This window comes from Flavobacterium sp. PL11, from assembly GCF_035985025.1.
Taxonomy (GTDB): Bacteria; Bacteroidota; Bacteroidia; order Flavobacteriales; family Flavobacteriaceae; genus Flavobacterium.
Map to the genome: position 1 here is coordinate 187,819 of NZ_JAXCIA010000001.1, position 18,011 is coordinate 205,829.

The 18,011-nt window shown below is 30.8% G+C and carries 15 protein-coding genes and 1 tRNA gene; 4 read left to right on the forward strand and 12 right to left on the reverse strand.

Annotation, left to right across the window (positions count from 1 at the left end; genetic code table 11):
• Window positions 1–106: 106 nt before the first annotated feature.
• Window positions 107–421 (reverse strand): HPF/RaiA family ribosome-associated protein, encoded by a 315-nt coding sequence (locus RCH18_RS00765; protein ID WP_326934848.1) that lies wholly within the window; start codon window positions 419–421, stop codon window positions 107–109.
• A 285-nt stretch (window positions 422–706) separates the two neighbouring features.
• Here RCH18_RS00765 and RCH18_RS00770 point away from each other — a divergent pair, with 285 nt between their 5' ends.
• The 4 genes from RCH18_RS00770 (at window position 707) to RCH18_RS00785 (ending at window position 3,838) form a co-directional block, all read left to right on the forward strand.
• Window positions 707–1,474: a TatD family hydrolase gene (locus RCH18_RS00770; protein ID WP_326934849.1), complete on the forward strand. Its 768-nt coding sequence runs from the start codon at window positions 707–709 to the stop codon at window positions 1,472–1,474.
• Window positions 1,475–1,539: 65 nt separating this feature from the next.
• Window positions 1,540–2,676: a 1-acyl-sn-glycerol-3-phosphate acyltransferase gene (locus tag RCH18_RS00775; protein ID WP_326934850.1), complete on the forward strand. Its 1,137-nt coding sequence runs from the start codon at window positions 1,540–1,542 to the stop codon at window positions 2,674–2,676.
• Window positions 2,666–3,697 carry an asparaginase gene (locus RCH18_RS00780; RefSeq protein ID WP_326934851.1) on the forward strand — a complete coding sequence of 344 codons (1,032 nt, stop codon included), beginning with the start codon at window positions 2,666–2,668 and terminating at the stop codon, window positions 3,695–3,697. Before RCH18_RS00775 ends, RCH18_RS00780 begins: the two co-directional genes overlap by 11 nt.
• Before the next feature lie 56 nt (window positions 3,698–3,753).
• Window positions 3,754–3,838, forward strand: a tRNA-Ser gene (locus RCH18_RS00785).
• Window positions 3,839–4,108: 270 nt separating this feature from the next.
• On the opposite strand, the gene RCH18_RS00790 is transcribed toward RCH18_RS00785, so the two are convergent.
• The 11 genes from RCH18_RS00790 to RCH18_RS00840 form a co-directional block, all read right to left on the reverse strand.
• Window positions 4,109–4,354 carry a hypothetical protein gene (locus tag RCH18_RS00790; RefSeq protein WP_326934852.1) on the reverse strand — a complete coding sequence of 82 codons (246 nt, stop codon included), beginning with the start codon at window positions 4,352–4,354 and terminating at the stop codon, window positions 4,109–4,111.
• Window positions 4,355–4,479: 125 nt separating this feature from the next.
• Window positions 4,480–4,665 (reverse strand): hypothetical protein, encoded by a 186-nt coding sequence (locus RCH18_RS00795; protein ID WP_326934853.1) that lies wholly within the window; start codon window positions 4,663–4,665, stop codon window positions 4,480–4,482.
• A gap of 38 nt (window positions 4,666–4,703) precedes the next feature.
• On the reverse strand, window positions 4,704–5,804 hold the full coding sequence (locus RCH18_RS00800) for a DUF6371 domain-containing protein (protein WP_326934854.1): 1,101 nt from the start codon (window positions 5,802–5,804) through the stop codon (window positions 4,704–4,706).
• On the reverse strand, window positions 5,804–7,729 hold the full coding sequence (locus RCH18_RS00805; RefSeq protein ID WP_326934855.1) for a DNA primase family protein: 1,926 nt from the start codon (window positions 7,727–7,729) through the stop codon (window positions 5,804–5,806). The genes RCH18_RS00800 and RCH18_RS00805 overlap by 1 nt, the downstream gene beginning before the upstream one ends.
• Before the next feature lie 4 nt (window positions 7,730–7,733).
• On the reverse strand, window positions 7,734–8,021 hold the full coding sequence (locus tag RCH18_RS00810) for a DNA-binding protein (RefSeq protein WP_326934856.1): 288 nt from the start codon (window positions 8,019–8,021) through the stop codon (window positions 7,734–7,736).
• Window positions 8,008–8,187, reverse strand: a complete 180-nt coding sequence (locus RCH18_RS00815; RefSeq protein WP_326934857.1) for a helix-turn-helix domain-containing protein — start codon at window positions 8,185–8,187, stop codon at window positions 8,008–8,010. The genes RCH18_RS00810 and RCH18_RS00815 overlap by 14 nt, the downstream gene beginning before the upstream one ends.
• Window positions 8,188–8,633: 446 nt before the next feature.
• Entirely contained in the window at window positions 8,634–9,884 is a 1,251-nt protein-coding gene (locus RCH18_RS00820; protein ID WP_326934858.1) for a tyrosine-type recombinase/integrase, read from the reverse strand.
• 880 nt (window positions 9,885–10,764) lie between these two features.
• Entirely contained in the window at window positions 10,765–11,925 is a 1,161-nt protein-coding gene (locus RCH18_RS00825) for a cytochrome c peroxidase (protein WP_326934859.1), read from the reverse strand.
• A gap of 79 nt (window positions 11,926–12,004) precedes the next feature.
• Window positions 12,005–13,468 (reverse strand): hypothetical protein, encoded by a 1,464-nt coding sequence (locus tag RCH18_RS00830; protein ID WP_326934860.1) that lies wholly within the window; start codon window positions 13,466–13,468, stop codon window positions 12,005–12,007.
• Complete coding sequence (locus tag RCH18_RS00835) at window positions 13,455–14,912, reverse strand: RagB/SusD family nutrient uptake outer membrane protein (protein ID WP_326934861.1); 1,458 nt, start codon at window positions 14,910–14,912, stop codon at window positions 13,455–13,457. The genes RCH18_RS00830 and RCH18_RS00835 overlap by 14 nt, the downstream gene beginning before the upstream one ends.
• 10 nt (window positions 14,913–14,922) lie before the next feature.
• Window positions 14,923–17,991 carry a SusC/RagA family TonB-linked outer membrane protein gene (locus RCH18_RS00840; RefSeq protein WP_326934862.1) on the reverse strand — a complete coding sequence of 1,023 codons (3,069 nt, stop codon included), beginning with the start codon at window positions 17,989–17,991 and terminating at the stop codon, window positions 14,923–14,925.
• Window positions 17,992–18,011 lie beyond the last annotated feature (20 nt).

Sequence of the window (18,011 nt, forward strand, 5' to 3'; positions counted from 1 at the left end):
TTCGTTAAAAATTTAGAAAAATAATACATTTAGAATCTTTAGTTTAAAAAAAATGACACTATAGCGTTCCCATAGTGTCATTTTATATTGTATTACGATATATTAACTAGTACGTTTTCTTTTTCTCAAAAGTGGTTTCTAAGACTTTTTTAATTTTGTCTAGTGCACCATGAAATGCTTTTTCTATTGTGTCAGATTGATTTGTAACAGCTACAGGCTGTAAGTTTTCTGGTCGTGCTTCAATAACGCATCGCTTATCATTTACACCTGATTTATCACTATTTTCATCTGCTAAGTGAACTTCTACACGTGTAATTTTATCTTCAAAACGAGCTAGACTTGATGCCAACTCATCAGCAATATAGGTTTTTAAACGTTCGTGACCTTCTACGTTATTGTCTGTGTTAATTTGAACTGTCATATTAAATTATTTATTGATTGTCTTTCAAATTTACCAAATACGAAATTGAAAAACGAATGAATTAATAAAAGATTGTGAAATAAAACAAACCAAATTTAACATTCTCAAACTATATTATTTTAGAAAGCAAAAACCAGCAAACCCTATTTTATAAGGAGTACTATTTCAATTGTAGATAGTAATATAAATAGCCAATTGGCTTTTAACTAGTCCAAAAAACTAATTCAACATTGGGATTCTTACTTAATAGTTGTAATTTTGCGGGTTAAAATTTTATGATTACAAATGATATTAACTGACACGCATACTCATTTATACAGCGAAGAATTTGATCAAGATCGAGATGAAATAATATTACGTGCTATAAAAGCCGGCGTTTCTCGCTTCTTTATTCCAGCTATCGATTCTACTAGTACCAAAAGCATGTATGAATTAGAGACAAAATATCCTGAAAATATTTTTTTGATGATGGGTTTACACCCCACTTATGTAAAAGAGGATTATATTGCACAATTAGAACATGTTGAAAACGAGTTAAAAAAACATCAATTTTATGCTATTGGTGAAATTGGGATTGATTTATATTGGGATAAAAGCTTTTTACAACAGCAGCAACTTACTTTTAAAACTCAAATTCGCTTAGCCAAACAATATAAATTACCAATTGTAATACATTGTAGAGATGCGTTTGATGAAATATTTGAAATATTAGAAGAAGAGAAATCAATAGATTTATTTGGTATCTTTCATTGTTTTACAGGAACCTATGAACAAGCTTTAAAAGCTATTTCCTATAATATGAAATTAGGAATTGGCGGAGTTGCCACTTTTAAAAACGGTAAAATCGATCAATTCTTAAATAAAATTGCTCTTAAACATATTGTTTTAGAAACGGACTCACCTTATCTCGCCCCTATTCCATATCGAGGTAAAAGAAATGAGAGTAGTTATACCCTGACCATTGCTCAAAAAGTAGCAGCGATTTATGATAGACCCTTAAATGAAATTGCAGAGATCACCACTGCGAATTCCAAAGCTATTTTTGGGATTTAAAATAGAATTCACAATATTTAGATATTTTTTTTGTTCTTTTGCCAATTAAATAATTTAGAATTACAATGCAGAAATTTGACGCTATTCGGCCTTTTTACGACTCCGAAATAAATGAAGCACTTCATAATGTTATTAATCATCCAATGATGAAAGCATTGATGAATTTCTCTTTCCCAGATGTAGCCGAAGAAGTGTGGAAAGAACAACTTCGAAAGACCCAATCAATCCGAGACTTTCAATGCAATGTAATTTATCAATCTGTTCAAAGGGTTTTAGAAAAAAGTTCTGATGGCTTAACAACTTCAGGTTTTGAAAATTTAGAACCTAATGTATCGTATTTATTTGTTTCAAATCATCGCGATATTCTGCTTGATACTACTTTATTAAACACGGCTTTGTTTGAGCACAATTTAGTAATGACGGCATCAGCTATCGGTGATAATTTGGTCAAAAAATCATTCCTAAACACATTAGCTAAATTAAATAGAAATTTCCTTGTACAACGAGGCTTAACGCCAAGGGAAATGCTGCAAAGCTCAAAATTATTATCTGAATACATAGGTCAATTATTACTTCATGAGAATCGTTCCGTGTGGATTGCACAAAGAGAAGGTCGTACCAAAGATGGAAAAGACGAGACTAATCCTGGTATTTTAAAAATGCTTGGAATGGGTTCTGATGAAAAACACCTGATGGAATATTTCAAAAAAATTAAAATTGTTCCTGTTTCAATTTCTTATGAGTACGATCCTACTGATGCTCTCAAAATGCCACAATTAATAGCTGAAGCTAATAATCAGGTTTATGTAAAGGAAAAAAATGAAGATTTTATGACTATCTTAAGTGGTGCTTTAGGTCAAAAGAAAGGAATCCATATTCATGTGGGCAAAGTTTTAGACACAGAAATTGACCAAATAATAACTAATAACGAAAGCACAAACAAGCAAATTGTTTCATTAGCGCAGGTAATAGATGACGCCATTTTGAGTAATTACAAATTGTGGCCTACTAATTTTATTGCTTATGATATCGTTAATAAAACAAATCTTTATTCTCATTTATACACTGATAATGAAAAATCATTATTTGAACGCCGACTAGAAATGCGAATTGACCGTGACAATCCAGTGGCTCTAGATAGTTTTTTAGCCATGTATGCTAATCCTGTGGTAAATAAATTGAAATACCACGATGTCGTATAAAGCAAAAATCCTTTTGATTTATACTGGTGGCACCATTGGTATGCGTAAAGATTTTGATACCGGTGCGCTTAAAGCTTTTAATTTTAGTAAATTATTACAGCGCATTCCAGAACTGAAACAGTTAGACTGTGCAATAGAGACAATTTCTTTTAACAACCCAATCGATTCATCCAATATGAATCCTGCGGCATGGGCTAAAATTGCAACAATTATAGAGGAAAATTATATTTCCTTTGACGGTTTCGTAGTTCTACATGGTTCAGACACCATGTCATACTCTGCCTCAGCATTGAGTTTTATGTTGGAGAATCTAGCTAAACCAGTTATATTCACAGGTTCGCAATTGCCCATAGGTGATTTACGTACTGATGCTAAAGAAAACTTAATTACTGCAATCCAAATTGCTTCCTTACGAAAAGACAACCAACCCGTTATCAGTGAAGTTTGTTTGTATTTTGAATATAAATTATACCGAGGTAATAGAACCACTAAAATAAACGCTGAACATTTCAAGGCATTTACTTCACCTAATTATCCTGATTTAGTGGAGTCAGGTGTGCATTTAAAATTATATCCAGAGCTATTCTTAAAATATATTCCAGATGAGAAACTTCAAGTTCATAAAGATTTAAATACAAATGTAGCGGTGATCAAAATGTTTCCTGGAATCAGCGAAGTTGTGTTAGCAGCTATACTAAATATTCCAAGTCTAAAAGGAATTGTATTAGAAACGTATGGTAGTGGAAATGCTCCGACAGAAGATTGGTTTTTAAGCCTATTAAAAAAAGCTATAACTAATGGATTATATATCATTAATGTCACGCAATGTTCTGGCGGCAGCGTAAACATGGGACAATATGAAACCAGTACAGGTATGAAAGAGATAGGCGTGATTTCAGGCAAGGATATTACAACCGAGGCAGCAATTACAAAACTGATGTATTTATTAAGTCAAAATATAGCAAGAAATGAATTTAAAATCCTGTTTGAAACTTCCTTACGTGGAGAAATAACATATTAGTTAGATTTTATTTTTCTAACTCATTTTTTTTGATGTTCTTTGCAGTCTTAGAAAATAGAGAGGTGGCCGAGTGGCTGAAGGCGCACGCTTGGAAAGCGTGTATATGGCAACATATCGAGGGTTCGAATCCCTTTCTCTCTGCTTGTTTAAACCGTAATAGCCTTATATTTAATGCTTTACGGTTTTTTATTTACTACAATTGTACGATTTTCGTACGGTCAAAAAAATAACCTATCAAAATAGGTTATAATTAATTAAGTTTCACGCATGAACAGATAGTAATGAACTTTTATCAGTATTAAGATTCATCTTCTATCTGATCAGGATTGATGCCTTTACCTAAAATAATTCTTATATTTTCGTTTTGGCTATTGTCATCAATTGTTTCTATTTTTATCTACTTTAGACAATTTAATCAAAAAAGTTGTGTTCCGTTGGTTCGCCAAATGAAGCTCGAACGGTTTCAATTTTTGGCAATACGTATGGAATTAACTTAACAACGATTTCCAAACGTTCCTTTGGTTGCATCTCGTTTAGTAGTGTTTCAATATTTATTAATTCATTATTGATAACGCTCTTTAATACGGTTCTTATTTCCTTTGTCGTTTTATTTTCCGTGCCAGCTTTACGCCCGCCCGTTTTTAATCCTATTGCCATTTTATACTATTTTAATATTGTAAAAATACGAAATTTGTTTATATTTGTTAAGGTTTTACGCATTGCCTGTGTGATACTATTTGAACAAAAAAAGAGGGTTGCCGTAATGGTTTCCCTCTTTTGTTTTATTCTATACAATAGGAATATTTTAATCTTAAAAACTCCATTAATTCAGTTGTGTTATTATCTAATGATAAAGTATGTACTGCTTTTAAAATTGGAATTAGCTCTTTACCATTTCCTGTTTTTTGCTCCAGCTTATTAATTAGCTTACAAAGTTCTTTTTGTTCTGTGGTTTGTTGAATAATCATATTAAATAATTTTATAGTTAAAAATAAATGTTTTGTTTTTACTGCATTTCGTGCATTTCGTGCATTTCAAAATAATAATCGGCTAAATCAAAACCGCTTTTAAAGTCTGTTTGTTCTATTAGTTCACTAACTGCAATTTTAAAACCTATTGCGTTTAAATCGGTCGCCTTGTTATTCCAGTTATAAAATTCGCCTTTATCAGGAAATAGAATAATACTTCGCTTTTTTAAAGGTTTCAATAATTCAAATTTTAAATTTTGCTTACTTCCTGTTGCTAACCAAATGTAGTCAGGAATATAAATACTCATTATTATTGCGGTCTTTTCGCTTTCAACAATTGCAATAGTTTTTTGATAGTCTTCATTGATCCTATGTAAACCAAATAAGCATTGATTAAGTTTAAAATCAGGCTCTTTTAAAGCTATGTGAAGCCAGTTAATATGATTATAAGGTTCTTTTATTCTTTTGCCTGTAAATCTATCGTATAACATTATTTTACCAGCGTGAAACTGTTCTTTGTCATCAATTTGACAAAATACGGTTGCATTATTCCAAAAATGATTTGTTCCTGTAATTAAATAATTTTGCATTGCATTAAAAACCTCATCTTTTGAAAACTTACTTTTTAGAAACTCACTTAAATTGTTAATTTGTGAATTTTTAAAGTACATTTTATCCAATAGCTCCAAACTGTGAAAACTTGGTGCAACTGGTGGCGGTGGCTTTACGGTTCTAACTTCATTTACAAAACTAACCTCATCAGTAAAATACTTACTTTCATTTATCAAATAGTTTATAGTTGAGGTTTTTAAATACCATTCCGTTATCCAGCAATTATTTTTTGTTTGCTCCAGTATTTGCGACTTTGGAATAATCGAAATAATACCGTTTAAATCAGTTATTTTGCAAGCCTTTTCGCTTATGCTACCAATTGCTAAAAAGTCTATTAAAAACGCTCGTTTGCCCTTTGGCGGTGCTTTGTGATAACCGCAATTTGTCAAGCGGTCACACTTTCCGAAGTCATCATTTAGATAATTTCCTGTTTCACTATCTACGTAATAAACAAAACTTTTTTTGGTACAATTAGGACAAAGAAACTTCTTACTTCCTTTGTCCAATGTATATTTAAAAACTTCCATTACATTAAACTTCTATCGGTTGTAATATATGCCACGTTCCCACTACTAATGCGGTTAACTATAATTTTATAATGGTTTAATCGCTTCATAAAATTTGACTTGTTTACGGGTCTAAAACCGTCCTCAATACAAAAACTTTTATACTGATTGTACAAAATACTGATCGGTGTATAATCAGCTGAGGTGTTATATTCAAACTCATCAATAAACATTTTCACACTATCGCTTTGCTTTTCGTAATTACTTCTAGCGTTCTCGACTGCTTCACATTTACTAAAACTCTTTTGTTCCAGTACTCTATCCAGTCCTTGCAATATCCAATTAAAAACGCCCGATAATTCCGAAGCAATTATTTTTTGCGGTAGTTGTTTATCCTGTTTGTCTTCGGGAATAGTAACATCAAAACCAATAATTAGAAAACGTCTAAAATATGCGTTAGTGTGTTCTACGTCTTTTGGTAGGTCATTACAGTTAAAAATTAGTTTTGCGTATTCGGTTAATATAAAAGGTTCGCCGTATGGTAAACGTGCCTCTATTGGTTCGCCCGAAGCCATTTGTTTAAATATATCAGTTTCAAGCTTGCCGTTTATCTCACTCGCATAATTTACCAGCTTGTTACCTATTTTTGCTCTAAAATATCCGTTATCATTCGTTAAACTTTGTAATGAATAGTTACTTATGTTTTGAGTTCCTAAAAGTGCGTTAATGATCTCAAAAAATACACTTTTACCGTTTGCGCCTGTTCCGTAAAGTATCAACATTTTTTCAAGTTTTAAAACACTTGGCTTAATAAAAATGTAACCGCAATATTCTGCAAATATTCTTTGTTTATCAGGATCAGGCAAAACTTCATCTAAATACTTTTGAAATAGTGGTGCAACTGCTTCGGGTTCGTATTCAAATGGTAATTGGTGCGTTATAAAATCTTTGCTTTCAAATGGTTTTAAACCTCTTTTTTTCGGTGTGATCTCAAACGTACCGTTTTGTAAATTGATTAATACATTCTTTTTATTTGTCTTTGGTGTAGGTAAATAAGCATCACTCATAAACTGTTTAAATAACTCATCTTTAAAGGTGTGAATTTTACATTTGAATTTTTCAACTCCCATTTTTAAAGCTACGTTTCCTAAAAATGATTGAAAACTTTCTTTGTCGATTTCGCTCCAATAGTTACCATTGTACAAATAAATATATCCGTTCTTTTTACATAAACCCCAGTTGTTTGTCTTTGCAATTTTTAAAAGTTGTTCGATACAAAGTATTAAATAATGATTTTTATTTAATTTATAACTGCTTAATTTTTTTTTGAGTTCGTTGTATTTATTAAAATCAGCTTTATTCTCATCAGTAACTTTAATCGCTCCTTTGTCATCAACTAAAAGGGTCTCTAAAATATTTATTTGTCCTTTCAGGTCTTCGATATCTGGGAACGCTAAAAGTTGAAAATCTATATTGTCAATACTTTTAGTAAGTTCCTGTAAAATGTCATCAGTTGTATTTTTAACAACTTCTAAGGTATCGATTAGTTTACTTATATCTTTAGTGATAAGGTTTTTAAGATTGTCATTGTTTATAGGAATAGTAGCATTTAAAACAATTTTTAATAGTTCCGCTTCATTTGTAGCGTTTTCAATTAGTATGTATTTGTCTTCGGAAACCTTTTTTGAAATTGGCTTTTTACACTCTTTCAAAAGTTCTTTAGCATACAAACTATACCATTTATCGGATTTCTCTTCGTTTTTTCGTTCACTTGCTTCACAAAACCATTTATAATATTTTAAAATGTTTCCGTTTGTTGTTGAGGTTGGTAAAATCTCGTTTGCTCCAAAAAGTAAAGCGGTTTTTTTATCCTCAAAACTCAAAATATAATCCGTATCTTTGCTGTGTTCTAAACCATTAAGGCTTTGTGTATTTATAGTACTCATAGCCTTATTTTTTTAGTTTGATTAATGATTCCATTATCTCACTACGTTTATAAAAGCATTTAGTAGCGAATTTATAAACGGCTATCTTGCCAGCGGACTGCCAGCGGTGCAAAGTTGAAGCGTTGATTTGAAGTAAGTCCAAAATTTGTTCCCTACTTAATAGGTCATCATTTGCATTTTTGTTAGATAATTCTTTTTTGAAGTCATCTAATTGAGTTTTGACAATTGTACTCAATAGAGTTTTAAAGTCATCAGGATTCAATTCTGTTATCAGGGTGCTATTCTTTATCATTGCTTACTTTTTTAGAGTTAAACAATTCGATTTCTTTAGCATCAAAAAGAAAAAAATCTTTGTGATCGTTTACTGGTTTAAGTTTACCAGCCTTTACCAACAATGCAATATTGCGCGGTGTGTAGCCTAAAAGTTCAGCTACTTCTTTTGTTTTTAATAACGTCATTGTATTTGCGTATTAAGTTGTTAATTACGCAAATGCTTTAAATCCTTAGTTCTTTTTAATAATTTTGATTTGTTAATGAAATGTTAAATTAATCATTAGTGTGCGTTTTTTAGACATTAATGTCACTACATTTGTAAAAGAATTAAACGTTAAAAGTTTCCCGACCTCAACGATTAATTTTTAGAAATTTCAAAATATTAAAGAAGCATTTGTGATTTGTTCGCACTTGCTTTTTTGTGTTTCTACTTTAGAAACTTTTACAAATATACTTCTTATCTTGTATTTTATTCTAATTTTAGAATAAAAAGATTATTAAAATGTTAGTTAGTTGTTAACAATTATATTTTTTGTGATCTTTACTTCGCTAAACATCAAATATAAAAATGACTTAAAATGCACCAAATGCACCAAATGAAGCTAAAACAAAACATTATATTTTTGTGTTTTTAAAAATAGTTTGTCAATTCCATTGCTAAATCCTTATTACTTTTACCTATGTAGTTTAAAAACATTGCTTCAGTACTGTGGCCAGTAACATAAATTAAATAAGTTGTTGGAATAGTTCCGTAAAAGTTAGTAGCAAAAGAACGTCTTCCAATGTGTGACGTTATTAAATCGCATTTTCTATACATTCCAGTTTCTTTGCGAAATATTCCGCTTTTTGGTGTGGTTTCTAAATGTTTACTTCCTTTTACTTTTTGCGTTAATTCTGCTATCTCACAAACTGTTTTGATATAATCATTATATCGTTGATCTGAAATTGTATAAGGAAACGAACCGTTTCTTTTATCCAATATCTCTATAACTTTCGGGTGTAATGGTACGGTCATAATTTTACCAGTTTTAACTTGTGTAAATTCAATTAGCTTTTTGCCTTTCTCAATACGTATCATTTCAGCAGTAAACCGCATAAAATCTGAAACTCTTTGGCCTGTGTAAACTGAAATTATTAACCAGTCTTTTGCATTATGTAAACTATCACTAAATTTATTGCTTTCAACTTTTTGAATTTTGTCCAGTTCCTCAAAACTTAAATATATTTTTTCAACTTTTACACTATCTAAGCGCAAACTGTCTAACTGTGGGTGTGTTTCAAGTCCTAAAAAGCGTGCGTGTCTGCAAAAAGTTTTAATAAAAGTTAATTCTCTTTGCATCGTATTTTGTGCGTAATTTTTAGCTTTATAGTATTTGACAAATTCATTTTTAAAATAGTCATTCACATCTTTAATTAAAAACGGTGCTTTTCTTAAAATTTCCATTTCCTCAATTTTAGTTTTGATAACTTTAAACTTTTGGATCGAGGTTTGTTTTAATTCGTGTTTACGATATTCAATATAAAAATCAATATACTTTATTAATTCAGTTGGTAAAGCATCAGCTTCTTTGGGTGGATTGTAATAATTATCAATTTGACTTTGTAACCATTCTTTAGTAACCTCATCAGGATTAACAGAATTAAAAACCTTTATAATATGGTCTTTTATTAATTTAAGTTTATCGTTTATCTCAATTTGTAAGTTTTCAATTGTGACATTTTTAGACTTCTTTTTGTGTTGCTTATTCCAATACTCTTTTGATACTTCGCATTTGGTATTTGCACCAAAAACAAAATCAATATCATTGAAACGATACAATAAACGCAAACTTAAATTTGCCTTTTCTTTAGTTGAACGGTATAAAAAATTAACTGTTGCCATATTTAAAACTATTTGAATAATACAAATATACTTTATTTGTACGATAGTTGTACGGCTAATAGAGAACTAATAAGAATTAATGCAATTTTACGCAATAAATAAATACTTTGTAAAAGCCTTTAAATAATGCATTTACACTATATTTGTAATGAATTAAGAGGACTAACAAAACTATTCATTGCAGTATAAGCAGTCCCTTTCTCTCTGCAATAAAACTTGATTTTTAAGTGTTTACGATATTTACATCCAATTTTACATCCATAAAATGAATTTGATTGGTAGATAATTTAAAAAAAGCCAACTATCAAGTTGGCTTTTTTATGTTTCAAAGTGACTTCTAATAATCATTTAAATATGTTACTTCTTATTGATTTGTTTAACATGAGTAGTATAACGTGTTAACTTTTTTATGTTTTGTTAACATGACAAGACAATTTTGTTGCTTTAATGTACTAATAAATTCAATTGATGTATTATCGCAATCTATGTATTTTGTAAGATATGTTTAAGCAAATTTAAAACCATCAATATAGCAATTTATAACAATTTCGAATACACGTCACAATACTGAGTTTCTTTAATAAAAACCTTTCTCCCGACAAATTTTGGTTTGCTCACAATATTATCGTCATCTTCAGGATATTGGATGATAAGATTTTCTATAGTTCTGTCTTTTAGAAAATATAATTGCCGCAGGTTCAAGCCTATCTTTGTCAAAGTTTTAAACTTTGACAAAGATTGTAGATATTGAATGATAAAATTTTCTTCAGTTTTGACTTTCATAATCTACCGAGTTTAATCTACTTAGGATAAAGCAGATCGTTATCCTGTTCAGGTTGAAGAAGCACAGATTAAACTTTTAAATTAGTAAGCTATGTTATTAATTTTTTGGTAGTTCAGGCATTTTCATTCGTTGGATTGGAGTAGATAACGTTTCTAAAAATGCTACTAAAGCCTTTTCTTCGTCTCGAGATAAATTTAGTTTCTTTAACATAGCTGAGGTAGTAGGTAACAAAGAATCTCTTTTGGTTCCTAAATATTTTTGCTGTATTGGAGCAGGATTACCTAAATTATAAAATTGAACTACATCAATTAAACTTGGAAAATGACCATGATGCATCCAAGGACCTGTTCTAGAAACTTCTCTTAAAGTTGGAGTTCTAAATTTTCCAATATCGGCTTTATCTTTAGTTATTAAATAACGACCAAAATCCTCATTTATAGTTCCAAATAACGTTTGCCCATCATTATGAAATTCATTATCACTAAAGTATGGTGTGTTATGACAATTAATACATTGCGCTTTAGTTCTAAATAAATGCAAGCCTAAAACTTCATCATCACTATATATTTTAGCATTTCCCTTGATGAATTTATCAAATTTACTGATATTACTGCCACTTGTTAAAGTTCTTTCAAAAGTTGCAATTGCTTTCTGTACATTTTCCAAACTCACTTTTTTATCTACAAATGCGGATTCAAATAAAGTTTGATATCCTTTTAAATTTTTAATTTTATCGATCGCAAAATCAATATGTGCGTTCATTTCAAATGGATCCTGAATAGGAAATTTTGATTGATCTTCCAACGAAGAGGCACGTCCATCCCAAAAAAGCGACGTCGCATAGCCAGTGTTTATAATTGTCATTGCATTTCGCTGTCCGTTTTGCCTATCGTGACCAAAAGATCTAGTCAAATTATCTGTCCATGCCAATTCAGGATTATGACAATTAGCACAAGAAATCTGACCACTTATTGAAAGCCTCGGATCGAAAAACAATGCCTTTCCTAAAGCTGCTTTTTCTTTAGAATACGCGTTATCAACTGGAAAGGGCACAGCTGGCAAGACCCCAATATCTTGAAATTTAGATAAATCAACTAATTCGCTTAATTCAGGTTTTGGCCATTTTGATGGATCGCCATTGCTATATATAGCACGTAAATCATCAATATTAAGGTACGGAGAATCTGGATTATTATTGCGAACAAAACCCATTAAACCAAATATTATCACAGATAATAGTAGTAAACTCTTTTTCATAATTTTATTTTATATTAAGAAAATTAAAAATTATTTCAACAAAAGTACGACAGACTTATTTAAAATTAGTATCTGATAGCTACAAATTTGATCGTTTTGGACAAGGAAGTGATAATGCATCAGGATCAGCATATCCATTATTGTTACTATAAATATACATAGGTTTAATTACATCACTATTCCCATTTAAGAGTGTTTCATCACAATGTAGCTCTAAGTAAATAACCCATCTATTTTTTACTGACTCATAGAAATAATTACCGCTACCACATATAGGAATATTTATGGTTGCGCCGTTTGATGTTTTTATAAAACTCAAAACTTGAGGGACAATCTTTACAATACCTTTTGATGTGCTTGTGCCATTATCAGGAAAAAAATCTAAAGCTTGTATGACAGTATAGCCAGGTGAACTAACATTAGCACCAGCATAAAACCGCCTTAAATCAAAGGGATTTGTACCAATAGGTGCGTTATTAGCAACAAATCCTATCCTATATTTATGAAATCCTTTTCCGTTATCAAACTCTGAACCTAATGGAACTGGAACAGGTTTGGTAAAAGTATTAAAATCGCTCCAATCACATAAATTTGTTGAAGTATTAAAATACCACGCTTTTCCAAAGGTTCTATAAAATAAATCAGTGGAATTATAGAAATTTACAGCAACATCGCCTTGTCTATTGACATTTAATGGTTTTAATAAACTGGTTTGATTAGCTCCAAACAATATAAAATTATTTAAACCAATATTCAAATTAAGTTTTAAATTTGAGGCAAATGGAGTTGTTTCCAACAATTTAAATTTATAAAATATTTGGGAAACACCATCTGTAAAAGGCATCCTTTCTAATGAATATTTAAAACTGGAACCTAAACCATCACAAGCACTTAGCACCTCAAAATTGGGTTTAATAAAATTAAAATTTCCAATTATAGCATTAGTTACTGGTTGAGAAAAAAGAATAGGTATTAATAATTCTTCATTTTCCACTCCGGCTAAACTGTAAATGTTTTGATTAAAGAAATAACGTGTTTTCTCTAAATCGCCAAGATTTATAGTGAGCACATTCATTTTTTTGACACTATTCGGCCAGCCAATAGTAATAGAGGGATCAGAAGTGCCAATAATTTTAACTTTGATTTTATTTGCATTCGCTTCTTTCCAGTTATTTTTAAAGGTAATGCGTAAAGTGTCTACTAATTTTCCTGCAGGAATAGTGATTTTATTTTGTGGCGAAGCAACAAACTCATTAAAACTTCCTTCAGTATTAATTTCATAAAAAACATCAGTAGGCGTATTTTTTAATTTCGAGGTAAGAACAACAGGGATTTTTATTGTTCTAATTGTAACGTGATTGTAAGTATCCGTTTCAGGAATATTCTGTTTAGCGTTTGGATATTCTATAATTTGCCCATTAGGGTTTACTAATAATCCGAAACGCACAAAGTTGTACTCCTCTTGCTCATTACTGTTCTCGGTGCAAGCACCAATAAATAGCAGCAGAAATAGTATAGCAATAATGATCTTAATATCCTTCATTTTGTTTTATGTTTTGGTTAACGCTAATGGTTTCTTGTGGTATTGGTAAAACAAATTTTGGATTAGGATAATTTAAAATACACGTGAAGGCATAACAATCTAAAATTTTAATGGTGTTTTTTTTAAATCTTGCAACATCAAATAATAAAAACCCTTCAAAGCAGAGTTCTCTCCTTCGTTCTAAAAATATTTTTTCAAGTAAACTATCATTTGAAGTAATATTAGATAAATTAGCTCTATTTCTAATCATATTTAAATTGCTTTTAGCCTCTTCAAACTGATCTAAGCGCGCCTTTGCCTCTGCTATAATTAGATACATTTCTGATAAACGAATACTTAATGTACCCGCATTATCTTGAAATTTTTTAGTATTATAAAAAGTTCTATTTTGCAATCCATTAACAGTGTTTACTGTATAGTTTTTTTCTATAAAGTTGTTTCTTCTAATATCCTGCGGGCTGTAAAGTTCTATCAAATCCAATGAAGCTGAAAGTCTAAATAATGAAGAAGTGTTTCCAAAAGAATTATAGTAACCTGCTACAGTACTAGAAACCAATTGTCCTGAATTGTCTTTAGGTGCTGTAAACTCTAAGATTACTTCAGAAATTGGCAAATTGGGTTTTTCCCATTCTTGTATGTAATTTGCATTGGGCGTTAAAACTAAACCCGACAATTTAATTGCCTCTTTTGCAAAAAGGCTAGCCTTATCATAATCATTACTTTGCAAAGCAATTCTAGCATATAAAGCTGTTGTAGTTGTAGTATTAAAATAAGAATATCCAGGACCAGACATCGCTTGACTGGTAGTGAATAAACTTAAAGCTTTATCTAAATCATCTTTAATTAGTTTGTAAGTGACCGCAACTGATTTTCTCGATTCAAAGTCGACTCCGCCTTGTAATATTCTATCGGCATATACTATTCCTGAGTGCGAAGCATCATTCGAAAAGCTATATGTTTGCGCATAGAATTGCAGCAAATTGTAATGTATAAATGCTCTTAAAGCTAATGCTTCCGCTAAAATCTGACTCTTCTTTTCAGTAGACATTGCTCCAATATTTGGTGTAAACGCAATGACATTATTAATGTTAGCAAGTGTTTTATAAGCATCTTGATAAAAAGCAGAATAAGTAGATTCAGTAGCGTTATCATTAAAATTGTAGACATTCAATAAAGATGAAGGTACAATGATTGCGTTTAATGATGTCCCAGATTGAATGGGTATAAATGATAAATTCCCACCTTGTAAATCAGCATAAATAAATGCATTGCTACTCATTAAATCTTCTGTTTTTACATAGGCGCCATTCAAAGCCTGTAAAACTCCTTCCTGAGTAGAAAACTGCTGTTGTATTGATACATCTTCACGAGGCTTTATCTCTAGAAAATCACTACAGCTGGTAAAAACCAAAACTAACATCATATAATAGATACTCTTTTTCATATCTTTTAATTTAAAAACTGGCTTGAAAACCAAAAGTTATGGTCCTAGCTTCTGGATATTCAAACCGATATTCTGCTATTCCATTTTTATTTCTTGCACTCTTATCTTTATAAAAATAAGCCACATTAGATACATCTAAATTTACCGTCGACGACTTTAACCATGCCGCTTTAAACAAATTAACTGGTAATTTATAACTTAAATTTATATTCTGAATTTTTATATGAGAAGCATCGTAAACATTTCTGGATGAATTAGTGACTATAGGATTGCTAGAAGAGACTAACGGGAAAGTAGCAATATCACCTTGTTTTGTCCATCGATCCATAACATTTGTACTTAAATTTCTATTAATGACAACTCTATAATTGCCCTCAAGATTATTATCAATCAAAATTTTGTCTCCATACCTAAAAGAAGTCCGCACACCTAGAGACAAATTATCATAAACCGTAAAATTATTTTGTAAACCACCATAGAAATCAGGTTGTGAATTGCCTATGATCTCCCAATCGCTAGGATTAAAATTAGCTCTATAAGTTGCTGCATCGTATAACTGATCATCATTTAAAAAAAGTTCTCTGCCGGTTGCAGGATCCACTCCAGCATATCTAACACCCCAAATCGCAGAGGTTGACGATCCTACTTTTTGAGCTCTAGCTCTCTCTGAACTTGAAAAAGTAGATCCTAAACCCGTTAATGAGGTTATTTTATTTTTGAGTGTACTGATATTAAAATTAGTATTCCATTTAAAGATTTGTGTATTAATCCATTTAGCATGAATGGAAAATTCAAGTCCTGAGTTATACATATTAGCTCCATTTATTTGAATGGTATTATATCCTATTTCAAGAGGAATTTCTCTACTAACTATCATATCCTGAATATTATCTCTAAAATATTCCGCAGTAAATTGGATTTTATCTAAGATATTTAAATCAATTCCTAAATTAAATTTATAGTTTTTTTCCCAAGTCAAATTTGGATTTGGAGCAGTGCTTGGGGTGGCATAATTACCAGAATTGTACCCGCTAAATCCAATATTACTTACATTGTATAATCCTAAAGAGCGATAAGGACCTATTCTAGAATTTCCTGTTACCCCATAACTTATCCGGGTTCTTAAAAAATTAATCCATGAAACATCTTTTAAAAATTTTTCATTACTAATATTCCAGGAAAGTCCAGCGCCTCCGTTGTAAGCCACATCCTTATCACTTCCAAAAGCAGAACTTTCATCGCGGCGAAGATTTAACAAAAAGAAGTATTTAGAATTATAATTGTAATTGAGTTGAGTATATAATGATCTTCTAGCATTTTCAGATAAATAGGTGTTATATTGATAAGAACTTGCTTGAATCGCCTCGTTTATAGGCCCAGGATTAATAAAACCTCTTCCTAATTGTCTTTGATTATCTATGCGTTCTCTTTGGATTTCAATTCCCGCTATAGCGTCATAATTATGATTTTCTTTTTTAGTCTCAAAAACAATTTGGTTGCTTTGATTCCAGCGTAAACTTTGTCTAAAAGAGTCTAATCTTCTACCTCTGTTAGGATAAGTTATAGTATTTCCATTACCATCTACTTGAGTAAAAGTTCCATTAAACCATCCACTTTCATTATCACCAGATGTGTATCTATTTTGGACCTTATCTCCATAGTCTAAACCAAAAATACTTACTATTTTAAAATTTTTATTTATTTTAAAACTAGTGTTTATACTTCCTACAACTCCTATATTTTTAGTTTTATCTGTATTTTGATTGGCCACAGCCAATGGATTTCCAAAACCTGCATAACCAAGTAATGAATAATCACCATTCCCATCAATTTGCGCAATATTGGGTGGCAAAGGAAAGGAATATAAAGTGTTTGGAGCTGTTTTAGAAATAATAGATGGAGACACTACAAACTGAATCGAAAGTTTTTCCTTAGTATATCCCACATTTAAATTACCCGCATATCTATTATAGGAATTGGCTAATTGCGATTCGTTATTCAACAATACGTTAAACGAGGTTCGAACATTCCAATTTTTAATTTTTTTGCCTATATCAAAATTATATCTTTGAAAATTTCCTGTCCTATTTAATAAGTCAAACCAGTTTGTATTAGTAGTAGGAGAACCTGCACCCAAAAAGGCTTGGTTTTCATTTTGTCCTTGACTAATTAAATAACTTTTATAAAGCTCATGATATTGGGGACCTGTCAAATATTTTATTTGATTAATGGGGTTTGAAAATCCAGTTTGAGTACTAAAATTAATTGATAATTTAGAGGATTTTGATCTTTTTGTAGTAATGATAATTACACCATTGGCGGCATCTGAGCCATATAAACCCACTGCTGCAGCATCTTTCAATATACTAAGAGATTCTATATCTTCTGGGGAAATTTTAGATAAAGGATTGGAAAATCGTTCTGAAAGCAATCCAGAACCATCAAAAATTTCATTGTCAAAGCCTGCTTCTTCAGTTAATAAAACTCCATCAATAATAATTAAAGGTTGTGTAGATGATCCAACTAAATTATTATTTAATGAAGTTAAAGAACCTTGACCTCTAATATCTATTTTTACAGGTGTGCCTGTTGTGGAACTACCGGAAATTAAAACTCCGGTAGCCACGCCATCAAGCATTTTATCAAAACTTTCTACACTTTGACTGGTTTGTAGTTCAGCATTAGTTATTTGTTGAATGCTCCCTACCACTTCCTCACGCATTTTTTTTGTACCATAAGAAGAAGTGACAACAACTTCATTTAAAAAAGCACTCTCCTCTTCTAATTCAATTTTAAAAAAAGAAAGTTTGCCTACTTTAATTTTTTTTGTTTTGTAACCGATATAACTTACAATAAGAACTACCTCATCAATGTTAGCATCTGAGATTGTATATTCAAATTTCCCCTCTTGATTAGCAACGCTACCTATCGCTTTTTTCTCTATTAAAATATAAGCTTGCTCTAAAGGTTCTTTGGTTTTCTTATCGATTATAATCCCGTTAATTTTTCTTTTCCCTTGGCTGTAACAGAGAACAGATGAGATTATAAAAAATAGTACTATTAAGTTACTAAATTTCAAAATGTGCTGTTTTTATAAGG

Excerpts from the sequence above, each read along its gene's own strand:
- RCH18_RS00765 (WP_326934848.1), bottom strand. The coding sequence starts at position 421 with ATGACAGTTCAAATTAACACAGACAATAACGTAGAAGGTCACGAACGT.
- RCH18_RS00770 (WP_326934849.1), top strand. The coding sequence starts at position 707 with ATGATATTAACTGACACGCATACTCATTTATACAGCGAAGAATTTGAT.
- RCH18_RS00775 (WP_326934850.1), top strand. The coding sequence starts at position 1,540 with ATGCAGAAATTTGACGCTATTCGGCCTTTTTACGACTCCGAAATAAAT.
- RCH18_RS00780 (WP_326934851.1), top strand. The coding sequence starts at position 2,666 with ATGTCGTATAAAGCAAAAATCCTTTTGATTTATACTGGTGGCACCATT.
- RCH18_RS00790 (WP_326934852.1), bottom strand. The coding sequence starts at position 4,354 with ATGGCAATAGGATTAAAAACGGGCGGGCGTAAAGCTGGCACGGAAAAT.
- RCH18_RS00795 (WP_326934853.1), bottom strand. The coding sequence starts at position 4,665 with ATGATTATTCAACAAACCACAGAACAAAAAGAACTTTGTAAGCTAATT.
- RCH18_RS00800 (WP_326934854.1), bottom strand. The coding sequence starts at position 5,804 with ATGGAAGTTTTTAAATATACATTGGACAAAGGAAGTAAGAAGTTTCTT.
- RCH18_RS00805 (WP_326934855.1), bottom strand. The coding sequence starts at position 7,729 with ATGAGTACTATAAATACACAAAGCCTTAATGGTTTAGAACACAGCAAA.
- RCH18_RS00810 (WP_326934856.1), bottom strand. The coding sequence starts at position 8,021 with ATGATAAAGAATAGCACCCTGATAACAGAATTGAATCCTGATGACTTT.
- RCH18_RS00815 (WP_326934857.1), bottom strand. The coding sequence starts at position 8,187 with ATGACGTTATTAAAAACAAAAGAAGTAGCTGAACTTTTAGGCTACACA.
- RCH18_RS00820 (WP_326934858.1), bottom strand. The coding sequence starts at position 9,884 with ATGGCAACAGTTAATTTTTTATACCGTTCAACTAAAGAAAAGGCAAAT.
- RCH18_RS00825 (WP_326934859.1), bottom strand. The coding sequence starts at position 11,925 with ATGAAAAAGAGTTTACTACTATTATCTGTGATAATATTTGGTTTAATG.
- RCH18_RS00830 (WP_326934860.1), bottom strand. The coding sequence starts at position 13,468 with ATGAAGGATATTAAGATCATTATTGCTATACTATTTCTGCTGCTATTT.
- RCH18_RS00835 (WP_326934861.1), bottom strand. The coding sequence starts at position 14,912 with ATGAAAAAGAGTATCTATTATATGATGTTAGTTTTGGTTTTTACCAGC.